The following is a 14,274-nucleotide window of genomic DNA, read 5'->3' as shown; positions in this document are numbered from 1 at the left end:
CATACTCGCTCCCGGAAACCGGGAAGGGAAGCGCGCGATGCTGAAGAACCGCGAAGAGGCCGGGCAGCGCCTGGCCGAGAAGATCGTCGAGGCCGGGCCGGAAAACCCGCTGGTGCTGGCCTTGCCGCGCGGCGGGGTGCCGGTCGCCCTGCCGATTGCGCACGCGCTGGGCTGTCCGCTGGACCTGGCCTTCGTGCGCAAGATCGGGATGCCGGGAAATGACGATTTCGCCGCCGGGGCCGTGGTGGATGGCAAGGCCCGGGAAATCGTCTTCAACGATGAGATCTTGCAGCAGGCCGGGCTGACCCAGGCCGATTTCGCCGCGTCGGTCGAGCAGAAGCTGACCGAGATCGCAGAGCGGCGCGCGACATACCTTGCCGGGCGGGAACCGGAACGGATCAACGGCCGCACGGTCATCGTTGTCGATGACGGGATCGCGACCGGGGCCACCGTGCGCGCGGTCTTGCAAGCCCTGCGCAAGCGGGGCGCTATCGAGATGTGGCTGGCCGTGCCGGTTGCCCCGCAGGATGTCGTCTGGCAGTTGCGCGGCATGACTGACCGGCTGTTCTTTCTGGAAGCGCCGCGCGCTTTTCAGGCGGTCAGCCTGCACTACGATACCTTCGATCAGGTCGAGGATGACGAGGTCGTCGCGCTGTTGCAGCGGGCCTGGGCCGAAGGCGGACAAGGGAGGGAAGCATGACGCTGAAAGTATACCTGTCGGGTGAGATCCATACCGACTGGCGAGAGCAGATCATCGACGGCGCGAAGGGGCTGGATGTCAGCTTTGACAGCCCGGTCACCGACCACGGGGCAAGCGACGATTGCGGTGTGGCGATCCTAGGGGCCGAGGACAACAAGTTCTGGCATGACCACAAGGGCGCCATGGTCAACGCCATCCGGACCCGCAAGGGGATTGCCGACGCCGATGTGGTGGTGGTGCGCTTCGGTGAGAAATACAAGCAGTGGAACGCGGCCTTTGACGCGGGCTATGCCGCGGCGCTGAACAAGTCGCTGATCGTTCTGCACGGGCCCGATCATGCGCACGCGCTGAAAGAGGTGGACGCGGCGGCGCTGGCCGTGGCGGAGGAGCCTGCGCAGGTGGTGCAGATCCTGCGCTATGTGCTGACGGGGGAATTGCCCGCCTGATCCGGGCGCGCGGTTCTTGGGGGGCGTCGCGGCCCTATTCCTCGTATGGGGCGGCGGCTTCGACCCACCAGTCGGGCCGGTCGGTGCGCAGCGTGGCGGCGGCGGCCTGTGCCTGACCCCGGGTGTCATAGATCCCGAAACATGTCGCGCCTGACCCCGACATCCGCGCCAGCAGACAGCCCGGCGTGGCAGCAATCATATCCAGCACCTCGCCGATCACGGGGCTGAGGGCGCGGGCGGGCGGTTCCAGATCGTTGCGCTGCTCGGCCAGCCAATGGGCCATCACGGCGGCCGTTGCCCAGCCGGGGGGATGGGGCATGGCCGGATTGTCCTTGCGGTCGAGGGCCTTGAAAACCGCAGGCGTCGAGACTTCGACCCCGGGATTGACCAGAATCAGCCCCATGGGCGGCAGCTTTGGCCCGGCCTCGATCACCTCACCCACGCCGCGCATGCGCACGGGGCGCGGGGCAAGGCAGACCGGCACGTCGGCCCCGAGCGACAGAACCGCGTCGTCGTCGGGCATGGGCCGCGACCAGAGCCGCGCCAGACCGCGCAGGGCCGCGGCGGCGTCAGACGATCCGCCCCCGATCCCGGCGGCGGCGGGCAGGTGTTTTTCAAGGGTGATGTCGGCACCTTGGCCGGCCCCGAACAGGGCCGCGGCCTTCAGCACCAGGTTGCGCCCGTCGGTCGGCACGCCCTCTGCCCGTGGTCCCGTGACCGACAGGCGCAGATCGTCGGACGGCGCAAGGGTCAGGCGGTCGCCGGTATCGGCAAAGATCACGAGGCTGTCGAGCAGGTGATAGCCGTCGGCCCGCTGTCCGGTGACATGCAGGGTCAGGTTGATCTTGGCGGGCGCGAAGACCTCAACCGTCATTTGCGGGTTTCAGGGGTGGGGCCCCTTCTTCCTGAAGGACCTTGTCGAGACCGACCTCCAGCTTGCGCCGGATGCGTTCGGCATCGGCTTCCTCGGGGTCGAAGGACAGGGCGCGATGCCATTGGAACCGCGCCTCGTTCCGGCGCCCGACGGCCCAGTAGACATCGCCGAGATGGTCATTGACGATCGGATCCACCGACATCAGCGCCGCGGCGCGTTCCATATGGGGCACGGCTTCTGCATAGCGGCCAAGGCGATAGAGCACCCAGCCGAGGGAGTCCGTGATGTAGCCGTCATTCGGGCGGGCATCGACCGCGCGCTCGATCATGTCCAGCGCCTCGTCGAGGTTGGTCTTCATCTCCACGAAGGAATAGCCGAGATAGTTCAGCACCTGCGGCTGGCCGGGGTTCAGGTCCAGCGCCTTGCGAAAGTCGGCCTCGGCCTTGTCCCAGTTGCCCAGACGTTCATGGGCGATGCCCCGGGCGTAATAGGCAAACCATTGGCCATCATCGGGTTCCTTGAACAGGGCGATGGCCGCGTCATAGGCCTTGCGGGCGTCCTGATAGTTTTCCTCGCCACGGTAGATGTCGCCCAGCGTGATATGGACGCCGGGGATATGCGCGAAGGTCTTGGTCAGTTTCTTCAGGGCAGTGATGGCGCCCTCGACATCGCCGGATTGGCGCATCACCTCCACCCGGCCAAGTTCGGCGGCGTAGAACGCGGTCGAGCCCGGGGCGACCCTGCCATAGCTCTCGATCGCCAGCTGATAGCGTTCCTGCGCTTCCAGAAGGCTGGCCGACAGAAGCTTCGCCTCGTCATTCGCCGGGGCGAGATACTCGGCCAGCCGGGTGTAGATCAGCGTGTAGCCGTCCATCGCGTCGCCGTTCAGCGCGCCGGCGACGGTGTAGAACACCTCTCCCGCGCCGTCGGCAGCGGTCTTGATCATGTCGAAGGGCAGGGTGTCGCCCTTGGCCAAGCGCTCGCGCAAGGCATCGATCCCCGGATCGGCATCGGGGCCGAAGACCGAGTCGATCAGTTCAAGCGCGTCCCCGTTGCGTTCAAGTTGGCTGAGGACCTGCGCATGGGCCAGAACGCCACGGCGGGTGGCGCGCAAGGGCCCCTCGGCGGACCCCGAAAAGATCTCGTCGGCGCCTTCGAAATCGCCGACGGCGGCCAGTGCCATTGCCTTGTGGTAGAGGGCAAACGCCTTCAGGCCGGTGCTGTCGGCGGCATCGTCAAAGGCGGCCAAGGCGTCGGACATGCGCCCCTGCCCGAACCGGGCCCAGGCAGAGACAAGGCCATCGACCAGCGGGGCCGATTTGCGGCCCGCGGCGAAGTCGTCCAGCATCTCGTCATAGGCGCCGCGCTGCATCTGTTCGGCGATGATCACGAGGTTCGCCACCTGCCCGAGGTTGCCGCCGGTTTCCAGACGTCGCGCAACGGGTACGGCCTTGGGCACCTCGCCAAGACCCACAAAGGCCATCAGGGCGTTTTCCAGAAGACGCGGATTGGACGGGTCGCGGGCCAGCGCCATCCCGTAATACTCCGCCGCGGCGCTGTAATCGCCATTCATGCTGGCCTGTCGCGCGGCCAGATAGGCCCCGGCCAGCCCGTTCTGGGCGGTGGCGGCGGTCGTCGAGATCAGCACGGACAATCCGCAGGCGGCAAGCGCGGACAGGCGCGGCAAGAGGTGGGGCAAGAACACACTCCGTCTGTTTCGCCGCAGCACGGTAGAGCCCCGGCGCAGGCAAGGCAATCCACCTTGCCCGCCGCAACGGGGAAAGGCCGCCTGCGTCGCGCGGATGTTACATGTTGGGATAGTTGGGGCCGTCGCCGCCCTGCGGGGTCGTCCAGTCGATGTTCTGGCTGGGATCCTTGATATCGCAGGTCTTGCAGTGGACGCAGTTCTGGAAGTTGATGACAAAGCGCGGGTCCTTGCCCTCTTCCTCCACGATTTCATAGACGCCCGCCGGGCAATAGCGCTGTGCCGGTTCGGCGTAGTCGGGCAGGTTGACCTGCACCGGCACGTCCGGATTTTTCAGCTGCAGGTGGCAGGGCTGGCTTTCCTCGTGGTTCGTGAAAGAGAACGACACGTTGGTTAGCCGGTCGAAGCTGAGCTTCCCATCCGGTTTGGGATAGTCGATCTTCGGGAAGTCCTTGGCCTTGCCGGTATGGGCGGCATCGGTCTTGGCGTGGTGCATGCTGCCCAAGGGGTTCCAGCCGGTCAGGTTGGCCACCCACATGTCGAACCCGCCAAGCGCGGTGGCCAGCGTCGCGCCGTAATGGGACCACAGCGGTTTGACGTTGCGCACACGTTTCAGATCCTTCGCGATCTCGCCCGCGTGCAGCGCGGTGTCATAATCGGCCAGCGTGTCGCCGGACCGGCCCCCCTTGATCGCCGCGACGGCGGCCTTCGCGGCCTCGATCCCCGACTTCATCGCGTTGTGGTTGCCCTTGATCCGCGGCACGTTCACCAGCCCCGCGGAACAGCCCAATAGCACCCCGCCCGGGAAGGCCGCCTGCGGGATCGACTGATAGCCGCCTTCGGAAATCGCCCGTGCGCCATAGGCAATGCGCTTGCCGCCTTCCAGAAGGTCGGCCACCGCCGGGTGATGCTTGAAGCGCTGGAATTCCATGTAGGGATAGAGATGCGGGTTTTCGTAGTTCAGATGCACCACGAAGCCGATGAAGATCTGGTTGTTCTCGGCGTGGTAGATGAACGACCCGCCGCCACCATTGCCGTTCAGCGGCCATCCCATGGTGTGGGTGACGGTGCCTTCCTTGTGCTTGGCCGGGTCGATTTCCCAGACCTCTTTCATGCCGATGCCGAACTTCTGCGGATCGCGCCCCTCGGACAGGTTGAACTTCTGGATCACCTGCTTGGAGAGCGAGCCCCGGACGCCTTCGGCGAGGAAGACATATTTGCCGTGCAGTTCCATGCCGGGTTCGTAATTCGGCCCCGGCGTGCCATCCGCGTTCTTGCCGAATTCCCCGGCGACCACGCCTTTGACTTCGCCGTTCTCGCCCCAGACGATTTCCGAACAGGCCATGCCGGGGAAGATCTCGACCTCCAGCGCCTCGGCCTGTTCGGCAAGCCAGCGGCAGACATTGCCCATCGAGACGATGTAATTGCCGTGGTTCGACATCAGCGGGGGCATCAGCCAACCGGGGAAGCGGATCTTGCTTTTCTCGCCGAGGAACAGGAAGTTGTCTTCCTTCACGGGAACGGTCACCGGGGCGCCGCGATCCTTCCAGTCGGGGAACAGAGCGTCTAGGCCGGTGGGGTCCAGCACCGCGCCCGACAGGATATGCGCGCCGACCTCGGACCCCTTTTCAAGAACCACGACGGAAAGATCGGGGTCCAGTTCCTTCAGCCGGATCGCCGCGGACAGGCCGGACGGGCCCGCCCCCACGATCACCACGTCATATTCCATCGATTCCCGTTCGATCTCGGCCATGTCGCAAACCCCTCTGGCGCGACCCGGCAACCGACCTGCCGGGCTGCATTCCGCAAACCGTTATCGCAGTCCGACCGCGGTTTCAATTGCACCGCAACATAATTTCGCTGCGGGGCAGCATTTCGCAATGGATCGACAGGTGGGCGATGGGCGAAAGCCTGCACCGTGCCGCGCTTCCCCCCTTGCATTCCGCCGCGCCGTGCGCTCAGGTGGTGCCCGATCCCGTTCGGCCGCCCGCTTTTCGCGATGCCGACGTTCCCTGCAATCGTCCAGATAGAGTGCGATGGAAAAGATACCGATGACCCGCGCGGGCCATACCGCGCTTGATGAAGAACTGAAAAAACTCAAATCCGTCGAGCGGCCTGCCGTCATCCGGGCGATTGCCGAGGCGCGCGAACATGGCGATCTGTCCGAGAACGCCGAGTATCATGCCGCGCGCGAGAAACAGAGCTTCATCGAGGGCCGCATCAAGGAGCTTGAGGCATTGCTGTCGCTGGCAGATGTCATCGACCCCAAGACGCTTTCGGGTGCGATCAAGTTCGGCGCGACCGTCAAGTTGGTGGATGAAGATACCGAGGAGGAAAAGACCTATCAGATCGTGGGCGAGGCCGAGGCCGATATCGAGAAAGGCCTTCTGAACATCAAGTCGCCGCTTGCCCGCGCGCTGATTGGCAAGGAAGAAGGCGACAGCGTCGAAGTGCGCACCCCGGGCGGGGAGCGCAGTTACGAAGTGCTGAGCATCAAGTATATCTGAGGCCACAGACGCGAGCCCGCGGCCATGCCCGACGACGAGAAGGCAAAACCCCATGCCCTTGGCTTCTTTTCGCCGTCGGGGCGGGAGGCCGGCATAGATCCCGCCGACACGATCGCGCTGTTTCTGAGCGTGCTTTGGCTGGCCATTGCGGGCGCGGTTCTGTTCCTGCTCGATCTTGGGGGGGACGAGTCCGGACTGGGGCGGGTGCGGTTTCTGGTTGCGCTTCTGGCGGTGATCATGCCGATCGCGCTGATCTGGCTGGCGGCCTCCGCCGTCAAGGCGACGCGGATCCTGCGTGAGGAGGCGACACGCCTGCGCGCCACGATTGACAGCATGCGGCAAGGCTATCTTCAGCAGCAGCAAGCCGGCGAGGGCGTGCACCCGGCTGTCGAGAAACGGCTGGACGAGATCGCCCGGGCCCAGCGGCAGACGGAGACCGTGATCGCGACCTTTACCTCTCGGCGCGACCATACCGCAGGACAGCCCGCGTCCCCCCGCCGCGGCAACCGGCGCCGCCGCCTGCGCGCGGCCCCGAAGGCGACCAACCGTCACTGGCGCTGGGCACACCGCCAGAGGCATTGCGGCCGCCGCTTGCCTCTTCGGATTTCATCCGGGCCCTCGATTTTCCCGAGAATCTGGAGGACCGCGAAGGCTTTCGCGCACTGCGCCGCGCGCTGGAGGATCGCACAGCGTCGAAACTCGTCCGCTCGGCCCAGGATGTGTTGGAACTGCTGAGCCAGGAAGGCATCTACATGGATGACCTCGCGCCCGACCGGGCGCGGCCCGAGATCTGGCGGCGCTTTGCCGAAGGGGAACGGGGCCCGGCCGTGGCGGCCCTTGGCGGTGTGCGCGACAAGTCCTGCCTGACCCTGACCACCGCGCGGATGAAGCAGGACCCGGTGTTTCGCGATGTCGCGCACCATTTCCTGCGCCAGTTCGACAATGTTCTGAGCGAGTTCGTCCGGAATGCCAGCGATCAGGAAGTGAGCGACCTGGCCGAAACCCGCACCGCCCGGGCCTTCATGGTGCTGGGGCGGGTGACGGGGATGTTCGGGTAGGGGCCGGGAGCGCCCCTTAATCCCGCGGCGGCCGTTTCAACCCGCGCTGCACCGTGTCCCGGGCAAGGAACCGGTCAAGATAGGCGGGCAGGTTGTCGTAGTCGTCCCATTCCAGCAACTCGCGCGCCTCGTAGCCGACCAAGAGCGCCCTTAGCCACGGGGCGATGGCGATGTCGGCAATCGAATAGCTGTCGCAGATCCACTCCCGCCCTTCCAGCCGTTCGTCGATCACCCGCATCAGCCGCGTGGTTTCCCCCACATAGCGCTTGCGGGGCAGCGGGTCGGTGACGTCCTTGCCGCCGAACTTCACGAAAAAGCCCATCTGGCCAAAGAACGGCCCGACGCCGCCCATCTGGAACATCAGCCATTGCAAGACCTCGTAGCGCGCCCGCGGTTCGGCTGGCAGCAGCTTGCCGGTCTTCTCGGCAAGGTAGATCAGGATCGCGCCGCTTTCGAACAGGCCGAAGGGTTCGCCGCCCGGCCCGTCGGGGTCGATGATCGCGGGGATCTTGCGGTTGGGGTTGAGCGAGCGGAACGCCTCGGAAAACTGGTCGTTGGTGTTGATGTCGACCTTGTGCGCGTCATAGGGCAGGCCGCATTCCTCCAGCATGATAGAGACCTTCACCCCGTTCGGCGTGGGGAAGGAGTAAAGCTGGATATGCTCCGGGTTTTCCGGCGGCCAGCGTTTCGTGATCGGGAAATCGGTCAATGCGGTCATCGGGGCCTCGTACCGGTTGCGATTGCGTGGGTTGTCGGGGCAACGGCCAAGAATTGCAACACGGGTTGCCAATGGCCGTGTTAACTTCTTCTTGTCCCGCGACGCGGGGCCCGACAGGTAGCAAAAGTATTGGAATGGATATGCTGAAAGAATTTCGCGATTTTATTGCCAAGGGCAATGTGATGGACATGGCCGTCGGCATCATCATCGGTGCGGCCTTCACGGCGATCGTGACGTCGTTGGTCGATGACCTGATCAACCCGCTGATCGGGCTGTTCGTCGGTGGCATCGATTTTTCGGGCCTGTCCTTCCGGGTGGGAGAGGGCGACAATGCGGGGACCTTTGCCTATGGCAACTTCATCACCGTCCTGATCAACTTTCTGATCGTTGCGTGGGTGGTGTTTCTTCTGGTGAAGCTGGTGAACCGGATCAAGAACGCGGCGATGCCCGCCACGCCCAAGGCCGAGGCACCCGCAGGCCCCACCCAGGAGGAACTGCTGGCCGAGATCCGCGACCTGTTGAAGGCGCGCTGACACCGGGGGCGCCCGCATTTGCCTGCGGTCCTCCCGTCACGACTTGAGCGCCAGATGCGGCGACAGAACGTCGATGCCCTGCGCCTTGCCCACCGCATAGTAGGTCAGGTGCCCGGCATGGGTGTTGAGCCCCTCAAGCAGATGCGGGTCGTCCTCGCAGGCCTGCCGCCAGCCCTTGTCGGCCAGCGCCAGCATATAGGGCATGGTGGCGTTGCCCAGCGCGATGGTCGATGTGCGGGGGACGGCGCCCGGCATGTTGGCCACGCAGTAGTGGATGATCCCGTCGACCTCGTAGATCGGATTATCATGGGTGGTGGGGCGGGAGGTTTCAAAGCACCCGCCCTGATCAATGGCGACATCGACCAGCACCGTGCCGGGCTTCATCCGGGCAAGGTCGTCGCGGCGGACGAGTTTCGGTGCCGCCGCCCCGGGGATCAGCACCGCGCCGACCACCATGTCGGCGGATTCCAGCAACTCGGCCAGTGTGCCGCCGGAAGAATAGCGGGTGCCGATGCGGCCCCCGAACACCTCGTCCAGATAGCGCAGCCGCGGCAGGGACCGGTCGAGTACCGTGACATGGGCCCCCATGCCGGCCGCGATGCGTGCCGCATGGGTGCCGACCACGCCGCCGCCGATCACCACGACCTCGGCCGGGCCAACGCCGGGCACGCCGCCCATCAGTGTCCCGCGCCCGCCATTGGCCTTTTGCAGCGCCCACGCCCCCATCTGCGCGGCTAACCGTCCGGCAACCTCGGACATCGGCGCCAGAAGCGGCAGCCCGCCTTGGGCATCGGTGACGGTTTCATAGGCGATGGCCGTGACACCGCTGTTCAGCAGGTCCCGTGTCTGATCGGCGTCCGGGGCGAGATGGAGATAGGTGAAAAGCACCTGCCCCTCGCGCAGCATGGCCCGCTCTGCCGGTTGCGGTTCCTTCACCTTCACGACCATGTCGGCCTTCGCTAATATCTCGGCCGGGGTTGCGACCAGTGTTGCGCCGGCGGCGGTATAGTCGGCATCGGTGAACCCCGCGCCTGCGCCTGCGTCGGTCTGGATCAGAACCTCATGGCCATGATCCACGGCCTCCCGCACGGCGTTGGGGGTCAGCCCGACGCGGTATTCCTGCGGCTTGATTTCCTTGGGGCATCCGATGCGCATTGTAGTCCTCCCATCTGTTGTGGACATTTTGCCGCAAGCGCGACGAAATTGCTTTGATTTCGCGCCTGACCATCTCGCGCCCATGCGGTGAAATCTTGCACAAAGGGCCAGATCTTTCGAAGGAATCCGCGTGCCCGATCAGTTGGACGACACCGACCGCCGTCTCTTGCGGGTCCTGCAAAAGCAGGGCCGTATTTCGAATGCCGAGTTGAGCGAGCGGGTGAACCTCTCCCCTTCGGCCTGCCACAGGCGCGTGCACCGGCTGGAGGAGGCGGGCTTTATCCGGGACTATGTCGCGCTACTTGACCCCAGAAAACTGGGCCGGCTGACCACGGTCTTCGTCGAGATCACCCTGACCGGGCAGGCCGACGAAGTTCTTGAAGCGTTCGAGACGGCTGTCGCCCGTGTACCAGAGGTGACGGAATGCCACCTGATGGCGGGGGATGCAGACTATGTCCTGAAGGTCGTGGCTGAGGACAGCGAGGATTTCGCCCGCATCCACCAGCGCTATCTGACGCGTCTGCCCGGGGTCGCCCGGATGCAGTCGTCCTTTGCACTTCGGACCGTTTTCAAAACCACGGCCTTGCCCGTATAGAGGGACGACAACGATGGAGATCGAGATGCTCGAAGAGCAGGAAAAGCGGGCCGGGATCGTGGCGACCTGCCGGAGCATGAACGCCACCGGCCTGAACCAGGGCACATCCGGCAATATCAGTGTCCGCCACGGGCAGGGGGTGCTGATCACCCCAAGCTCGATCCCCTACGAGGCGATGACGCCGGAAGACATCGTCTTTCTGGAGATGGACGGAACACCCCATGGGGAGCGGAAACCGTCGTCGGAATGGCGCTTCCACCTCGACATCCTGCGGGCGCGGCCGGATCTGAACGCGGTTGTGCATGCGCATGCGCCCTATTGCACGACTTTGGCCATCCACCACATGGAAATCCCGCCGGTGCATTACATGGTGATGGCGGCGGGGGGCGAGAACATTCGCTGCGCGCCCTATGCCACGTTCGGCACGCAGGCCCTGTCCGATCACATCATCACGGCGATGGAGGGGCGCAAGGCCTGCCTCATGGCCCATCATGGCATGGTGGCGGCCGAGGTCTCGCTAGAAAAGGCAATGTGGCTGGCGGTCGAGGTGGAAGCCCTGGCGCGGCAATATCACGGCGCCCTGCTTCTGGGCGATCCGCCGGTTCTGAACGAGGCGCAACTGGCAGAGGCGCTGGAGCAATTCACCAAGGGGTATGGGCAGGCGAAAGGCTGATGTTGGGTCGTCGTCCAGTTCGGACGATGACGGATAGGCGGCTTTCGTAGGGGCAGTCGCCTATCCCGATCGCCGTTTGCGTCGGCAGAGATATGCGGCAAAGCGCTCCGCCCCGACTGGCCGTGACCACAGGTAACCCTGTCCGACATCGACGCCCAGATCGCGAAGGATCTCGCGCTGGGCCTTGTCTTCGACCCCTTCGGCAACGGAGCGGATGCCCATGCCGCGCGCGATTTCGGCGATGGCTGCGACGATGGCGCGGTCGTCCCGGCGAACGGCGATGCCAGAGATGAAGCTGCGGTCGATCTTGATTTCGGCCACGGGGATCTTCTTGAGATGGGCGAGCGACGCATGGCCGGTGCCGAAATCGTCCAGCGACAGGTCGTAGCCGCGATCCGCAAGTCCGTCGAGGATCATGGTCACCGCGTCGGTGCCGCGGCCGATCAGGCAGCCTTCGGTGATTTCCAGGGCGAGGTCGCGCCCGGTGATGCCGCGCGCTTCGAACATGTCGATGGTTTCCATCAGCAGTTCGGGCGACTTGATGTCGTCGGGATGGATGTTCAGCGCCACCTTTCCGGGCGCCAGTCCCGATGCCCGCCACGTCAGGATGTCGTTGGCCACGGCTTCGGCGATGTAGCGCGACAAGGTCGGCAAGAGACCGCGTTCGGCGGCGATCGAAAGGAACCGCTCCGGCGGGATCTTGTAGCCTTCTTCGGTCTTCCAGCGGACCAGCGCTTCCGCCCCGATCAGCCGACCGTCCGTCAGCGAGATCTGGGGCTGGTACTGGACGTAGATCAGGTTGCTTTCCAGCGCAGCGCGCAGGCCGGCCTCGATCTTGTCATTGGCGATGACCTGCTGGCGCAGGTGGTCGTCGAATTTTACACATTGGCCGCGGCCGGTTTCCTTGGCCCGGTTCAATGCCAGGTCGGCCTTCATCATCAGTTCGACCGGGGCGGCCGCATCGTCAGGACAGATCACCGCCCCGATCGACGCGCCGGGGTGAAGATGCCGTCCGGCCAGATGCGCGGGCTGGTTCAACGTTGCCAGCAACCGGTTCGCGATGGTTGCGATGGCGTGTTCCTGAAACACGTCTGTCAGGATCATGCCGAATTCGTCGCCGCCCAGCCGCCCGACGGTGTCGTTTTCGGGAAGGCTCTTGCGCAGGCGCCGGGCGACCTCTGCCAGCAACTCGTCCCCCACGCCGTGGCCAAACAGGTCGTTGACGTTCTTGAACCGGTCCAGATCCATCAGCAGGACAGAGAATGGACGGCCCGTTTCCTGCTGCTGCGCGACCATATCGCGGAGCCGCTCGTTAAACGCCTTGCGGTTCAGAAGATTGGTCGTGTCGTCGATATTGGCGAGATGATAGTTTTCGTCCCGCGCCTCTTTCAGGTTTTCGACGGCGGTCGACAGGGCGCGGACGGAGTCATCGCGCTGTCGCGCGGTTTCACCGGCGGAATAGGCGAAATAGGCGAGAAATCCGGAATAGACGGTCGTGTAGACGGTCACCGACCAGGCGTTTTCCCAATCGCCGAACTGAAACGACAAGACGACGGCTATGAGGATCGTCACCATGTAGCTGACCGTTGCCACGAAGGCGCGGTACAGCATGAACGCCCCGCCCGACAACATGCCTGAGCAGACAAGAAGCACGATCATCGGTTCGCCGGACCCGTGAAACCCGATGACGTAGACCGACAGCGCAGCCCAAGGCAGGGCAAGGGCCACCGATGTCTGGACAAGCTTGCGTGCGCCTTTCCGGGACACGCGGGTGATCGTCCGCGATGCCGCCTTTTGCGACATTCGTGCCAAGGCGACGCACAGCAAGAAGATCACGGGAAGCCAGACCGAAAGGAAGGGAATCCCATCCTTTTCGAACGCGCCGATGGAATAGACCACGGCGTTCAGGGCGGTCACGAAGGCGCCGACCGATGTTCCATTGACGATGCTCGCCGCATCTTCCGGCGTGGGGTGCTTCGTCAGGGCCGACCGGAGCGACGACAGGGTTGATCGGACGAGTTCGTGCATGTCTGGCGTTTTTCAATTGCGAACCCCTTTTTCCTTGCACGAAATCGTAAATGCGACCCCAAACGCGCAATTGAAGACCTTTCAATTCGACTGAAATGCTCGTCTTTTCGGGGGGCGCCGAGGTGGCGTTGACCCGCCTTGGTGACGCTGGGCAGAAAGCGGCCCCTTGAAAACAACAAACCCCCGGGGCCGGGCCGCGGGGGTCGTCGCAACGGGGCCCGAAGGCCCCCGTTCGCCATGTCGTCTGGTCCTAGAGGAGACCTTCGCGCTGGGCTTTCTTGCGCGCCAGCTTACGGGCGCGGCGGATGGCCTCGGCCTTCTCGCGTGCCTTCTTCTCCGACGGTTTCTCGAAATGTTGCCGAAGCTTCATCTCGCGGAACACGCCCTCGCGCTGAAGTTTCTTCTTCAGGGCGCGAAGTGCCTGATCGACATTGTTGTCGCGAACGCTCACCTGCATGTGGGTGTCACCACCTTTCCTGTTAGAGTTTCGATTTACAGCAGGAGGTGGCCATATAGCAAAGCGACACTAACTTGTCTATAGACTGACTCGTTAACCAGGAGATCGCTTTCATGACGGAGACACCGAACGGCATGGACAAGATCAAGGAACAGCTTCTCGACGCTGCGCAGATGCACGTGCCCTTCGACGGGTGGAGTGAAACCGCCTTTCGCGCCGCCGTCGCCGATGCCGGGGTCGACCCCGAACTGGCGCGCGCGGCGTGCCCCCGTGGCGCTGTGGACCTCGCCGTGGCCTTTCACGAACGCGGCGACGCACAGATGGTGAAACGTTTCAATGAAACGGACACCACAGACATGCGCATCCGCGACAAGGTGGCTTTGGCCGTGCGCTATCGTCTGGAGGCGGTGGACGACAAGGAAATCGTGCGCCGCGGCATGACGCTGTTCGCGCTGCCGACCTATGCCGCCGACGGATCGAAACTGGTCTGGGGCACGGCGGACCGTATCTGGACCTTGCTTGGCGACAGCTCGGACGATGTGAACTGGTACACCAAGCGGGCATCGCTGGCGGCCGTCTACGGGGCGACCGTTCTGTACTGGCTGGGCGACGAGACGCCGGGCGATGCCGCGACATGGGAATTCCTCGATCGCCGGATTGGCGGGATCATGCGGTTCGAAAAGCTGAAGGCGCAAGTGAACAAAAGCCTTCTGCTGAAGCCGTTCACGGTCGGGCCGAACTGGCTGGGGCGTCAGGTGCGGCCGCCGCATTTGCGCACGCGGCCCGACATGCCCGGTTCAATGGCCCACGGCACCGCCGGCTGAG

Annotated in this window: 16 protein-coding genes; 9 read left to right on the top strand and 7 right to left on the bottom strand. The window is 64.4% G+C overall.

The genetic code is table 11. The annotated features are described in order from the left end of the window. The first annotated feature begins 37 nt into the window (after window positions 1-37). Window positions 38-700, top strand: coding sequence for a phosphoribosyltransferase (locus RGUI_RS06515; protein ID WP_081532304.1), 663 nt, complete (start codon window positions 38-40; stop codon window positions 698-700). Continuing rightward, on the top strand, window positions 697-1,146 hold the full coding sequence (locus RGUI_RS06510; RefSeq protein WP_081532303.1) for a YtoQ family protein: 450 nt from the start codon (window positions 697-699) through the stop codon (window positions 1,144-1,146). The genes RGUI_RS06515 and RGUI_RS06510 overlap by 4 nt, the downstream gene beginning before the upstream one ends. A 34-nt stretch (window positions 1,147-1,180) precedes the next feature. On the opposite strand, the gene RGUI_RS06505 is transcribed toward RGUI_RS06510, so the two are convergent. The 3 genes from RGUI_RS06505 to RGUI_RS06495 form a co-directional block, all read right to left on the bottom strand. Further along, window positions 1,181-2,020, bottom strand: coding sequence for a 4-(cytidine 5'-diphospho)-2-C-methyl-D-erythritol kinase (locus RGUI_RS06505; RefSeq protein ID WP_081532302.1), 840 nt, complete (start codon window positions 2,018-2,020; stop codon window positions 1,181-1,183). Further along, window positions 2,010-3,719 (bottom strand): tetratricopeptide repeat protein, encoded by a 1,710-nt coding sequence (locus RGUI_RS06500; protein ID WP_081535994.1) that lies wholly within the window; start codon window positions 3,717-3,719, stop codon window positions 2,010-2,012. The genes RGUI_RS06505 and RGUI_RS06500 overlap by 11 nt, the downstream gene beginning before the upstream one ends. A 106-nt stretch (window positions 3,720-3,825) precedes the next feature. Further along, the gene (locus RGUI_RS06495; RefSeq protein WP_081532301.1) at window positions 3,826-5,478 is read right to left on the bottom strand and encodes an electron transfer flavoprotein-ubiquinone oxidoreductase; all 1,653 of its coding nucleotides are present in this window, start codon (window positions 5,476-5,478) and stop codon (window positions 3,826-3,828) included. Window positions 5,479-5,761: 283 nt separating this feature from the next. On the opposite strand from RGUI_RS06495, the gene greA reads away from it, so the two are divergent. The 3 genes from greA to RGUI_RS22085 are packed head-to-tail and all read left to right on the top strand — an operon-like array spanning window position 5,762 to window position 7,290. Beyond that, on the top strand, window positions 5,762-6,232 hold the full coding sequence (gene greA, locus RGUI_RS06490; protein ID WP_081532300.1) for a transcription elongation factor GreA: 471 nt from the start codon (window positions 5,762-5,764) through the stop codon (window positions 6,230-6,232). A gap of 24 nt (window positions 6,233-6,256) precedes the next feature. Then, window positions 6,257-6,967: a hypothetical protein gene (locus RGUI_RS06485; protein WP_253798919.1), complete on the top strand. Its 711-nt coding sequence runs from the start codon at window positions 6,257-6,259 to the stop codon at window positions 6,965-6,967. A gap of 17 nt (window positions 6,968-6,984) precedes the next feature. Next, a complete protein-coding gene (locus RGUI_RS22085) occupies window positions 6,985-7,290 on the top strand; it encodes a hypothetical protein (RefSeq protein WP_253798917.1) in 306 nt (101 codons plus the stop codon). A gap of 16 nt (window positions 7,291-7,306) precedes the next feature. On the opposite strand, the gene RGUI_RS06480 is transcribed toward RGUI_RS22085, so the two are convergent. Further along, entirely contained in the window at window positions 7,307-8,008 is a 702-nt protein-coding gene (locus RGUI_RS06480) for a glutathione S-transferase N-terminal domain-containing protein (RefSeq protein ID WP_081532299.1), read from the bottom strand. A gap of 134 nt (window positions 8,009-8,142) precedes the next feature. On the opposite strand from RGUI_RS06480, the gene mscL reads away from it, so the two are divergent. Then, window positions 8,143-8,541, top strand: coding sequence for a large-conductance mechanosensitive channel protein MscL (gene mscL, locus RGUI_RS06475; RefSeq protein ID WP_172841094.1), 399 nt, complete (start codon window positions 8,143-8,145; stop codon window positions 8,539-8,541). A 36-nt stretch (window positions 8,542-8,577) separates the two neighbouring features. Here mscL and ald read toward each other — a convergent pair whose 3' ends face one another. Beyond that, window positions 8,578-9,696 (bottom strand): alanine dehydrogenase, encoded by a 1,119-nt coding sequence (gene ald / locus RGUI_RS06470; protein ID WP_081532298.1) that lies wholly within the window; start codon window positions 9,694-9,696, stop codon window positions 8,578-8,580. Window positions 9,697-9,826: 130 nt separating this feature from the next. Between ald and RGUI_RS06465 the strand changes: the two genes are divergently transcribed. Together RGUI_RS06465 and RGUI_RS06460 are read left to right on the top strand one after the other, a co-directional pair. After that, entirely contained in the window at window positions 9,827-10,291 is a 465-nt protein-coding gene (locus RGUI_RS06465; RefSeq protein WP_081532297.1) for an Lrp/AsnC family transcriptional regulator, read from the top strand. Window positions 10,292-10,304: 13 nt separating this feature from the next. Beyond that, window positions 10,305-10,964, top strand: coding sequence for a class II aldolase/adducin family protein (locus tag RGUI_RS06460; protein ID WP_081532296.1), 660 nt, complete (start codon window positions 10,305-10,307; stop codon window positions 10,962-10,964). Window positions 10,965-11,024: 60 nt separating this feature from the next. Here the strand turns inward: RGUI_RS06460 and RGUI_RS06455 are convergent, their stop codons facing one another. Then, complete coding sequence (locus RGUI_RS06455; RefSeq protein ID WP_081532295.1) at window positions 11,025-12,992, bottom strand: bifunctional diguanylate cyclase/phosphodiesterase; 1,968 nt, start codon at window positions 12,990-12,992, stop codon at window positions 11,025-11,027. 250 nt (window positions 12,993-13,242) lie between these two features. Then, a complete protein-coding gene (gene rpsU / locus RGUI_RS06450; RefSeq protein WP_007818122.1) occupies window positions 13,243-13,449 on the bottom strand; it encodes a 30S ribosomal protein S21 in 207 nt (68 codons plus the stop codon). A gap of 113 nt (window positions 13,450-13,562) precedes the next feature. Here rpsU and RGUI_RS06445 point away from each other — a divergent pair, with 113 nt between their 5' ends. Beyond that, window positions 13,563-14,273, top strand: a complete 711-nt coding sequence (locus RGUI_RS06445; RefSeq protein WP_081532294.1) for a COQ9 family protein — start codon at window positions 13,563-13,565, stop codon at window positions 14,271-14,273. Window position 14,274: the final 1 nt, after the last annotated feature.

Origin of the sequence: Rhodovulum sp. P5 (assembly GCF_002079305.1) — a bacterium.
GTDB lineage: Bacteria > Pseudomonadota > Alphaproteobacteria > Rhodobacterales > Rhodobacteraceae > Rhodovulum.
This window is presented reverse-complemented; position numbering and strand designations above follow the sequence as displayed.

Coding starts and splice junctions, on each gene's coding strand:
- RGUI_RS06495 (WP_081532301.1), bottom strand. CDS start 5,478: ATGGCCGAGATCGAACGGGAATCGATGGAATATGACGTGGTGATCGTG.
- RGUI_RS06460 (WP_081532296.1), top strand. CDS start 10,305: ATGGAGATCGAGATGCTCGAAGAGCAGGAAAAGCGGGCCGGGATCGTG.
- RGUI_RS06515 (WP_081532304.1), top strand. CDS start 38: ATGCTGAAGAACCGCGAAGAGGCCGGGCAGCGCCTGGCCGAGAAGATC.
- RGUI_RS06455 (WP_081532295.1), bottom strand. CDS start 12,992: ATGCACGAACTCGTCCGATCAACCCTGTCGTCGCTCCGGTCGGCCCTG.
- ald (WP_081532298.1), bottom strand. CDS start 9,696: ATGCGCATCGGATGCCCCAAGGAAATCAAGCCGCAGGAATACCGCGTC.
- RGUI_RS22085 (WP_253798917.1), top strand. CDS start 6,985: ATGGATGACCTCGCGCCCGACCGGGCGCGGCCCGAGATCTGGCGGCGC.
- greA (WP_081532300.1), top strand. CDS start 5,762: ATGGAAAAGATACCGATGACCCGCGCGGGCCATACCGCGCTTGATGAA.
- rpsU (WP_007818122.1), bottom strand. CDS start 13,449: ATGCAGGTGAGCGTTCGCGACAACAATGTCGATCAGGCACTTCGCGCC.
- RGUI_RS06510 (WP_081532303.1), top strand. CDS start 697: ATGACGCTGAAAGTATACCTGTCGGGTGAGATCCATACCGACTGGCGA.
- RGUI_RS06445 (WP_081532294.1), top strand. CDS start 13,563: ATGACGGAGACACCGAACGGCATGGACAAGATCAAGGAACAGCTTCTC.
- RGUI_RS06480 (WP_081532299.1), bottom strand. CDS start 8,008: ATGACCGCATTGACCGATTTCCCGATCACGAAACGCTGGCCGCCGGAA.
- RGUI_RS06505 (WP_081532302.1), bottom strand. CDS start 2,020: ATGACGGTTGAGGTCTTCGCGCCCGCCAAGATCAACCTGACCCTGCAT.
- mscL (WP_172841094.1), top strand. CDS start 8,143: ATGGATATGCTGAAAGAATTTCGCGATTTTATTGCCAAGGGCAATGTG.
- RGUI_RS06485 (WP_253798919.1), top strand. CDS start 6,257: ATGCCCGACGACGAGAAGGCAAAACCCCATGCCCTTGGCTTCTTTTCG.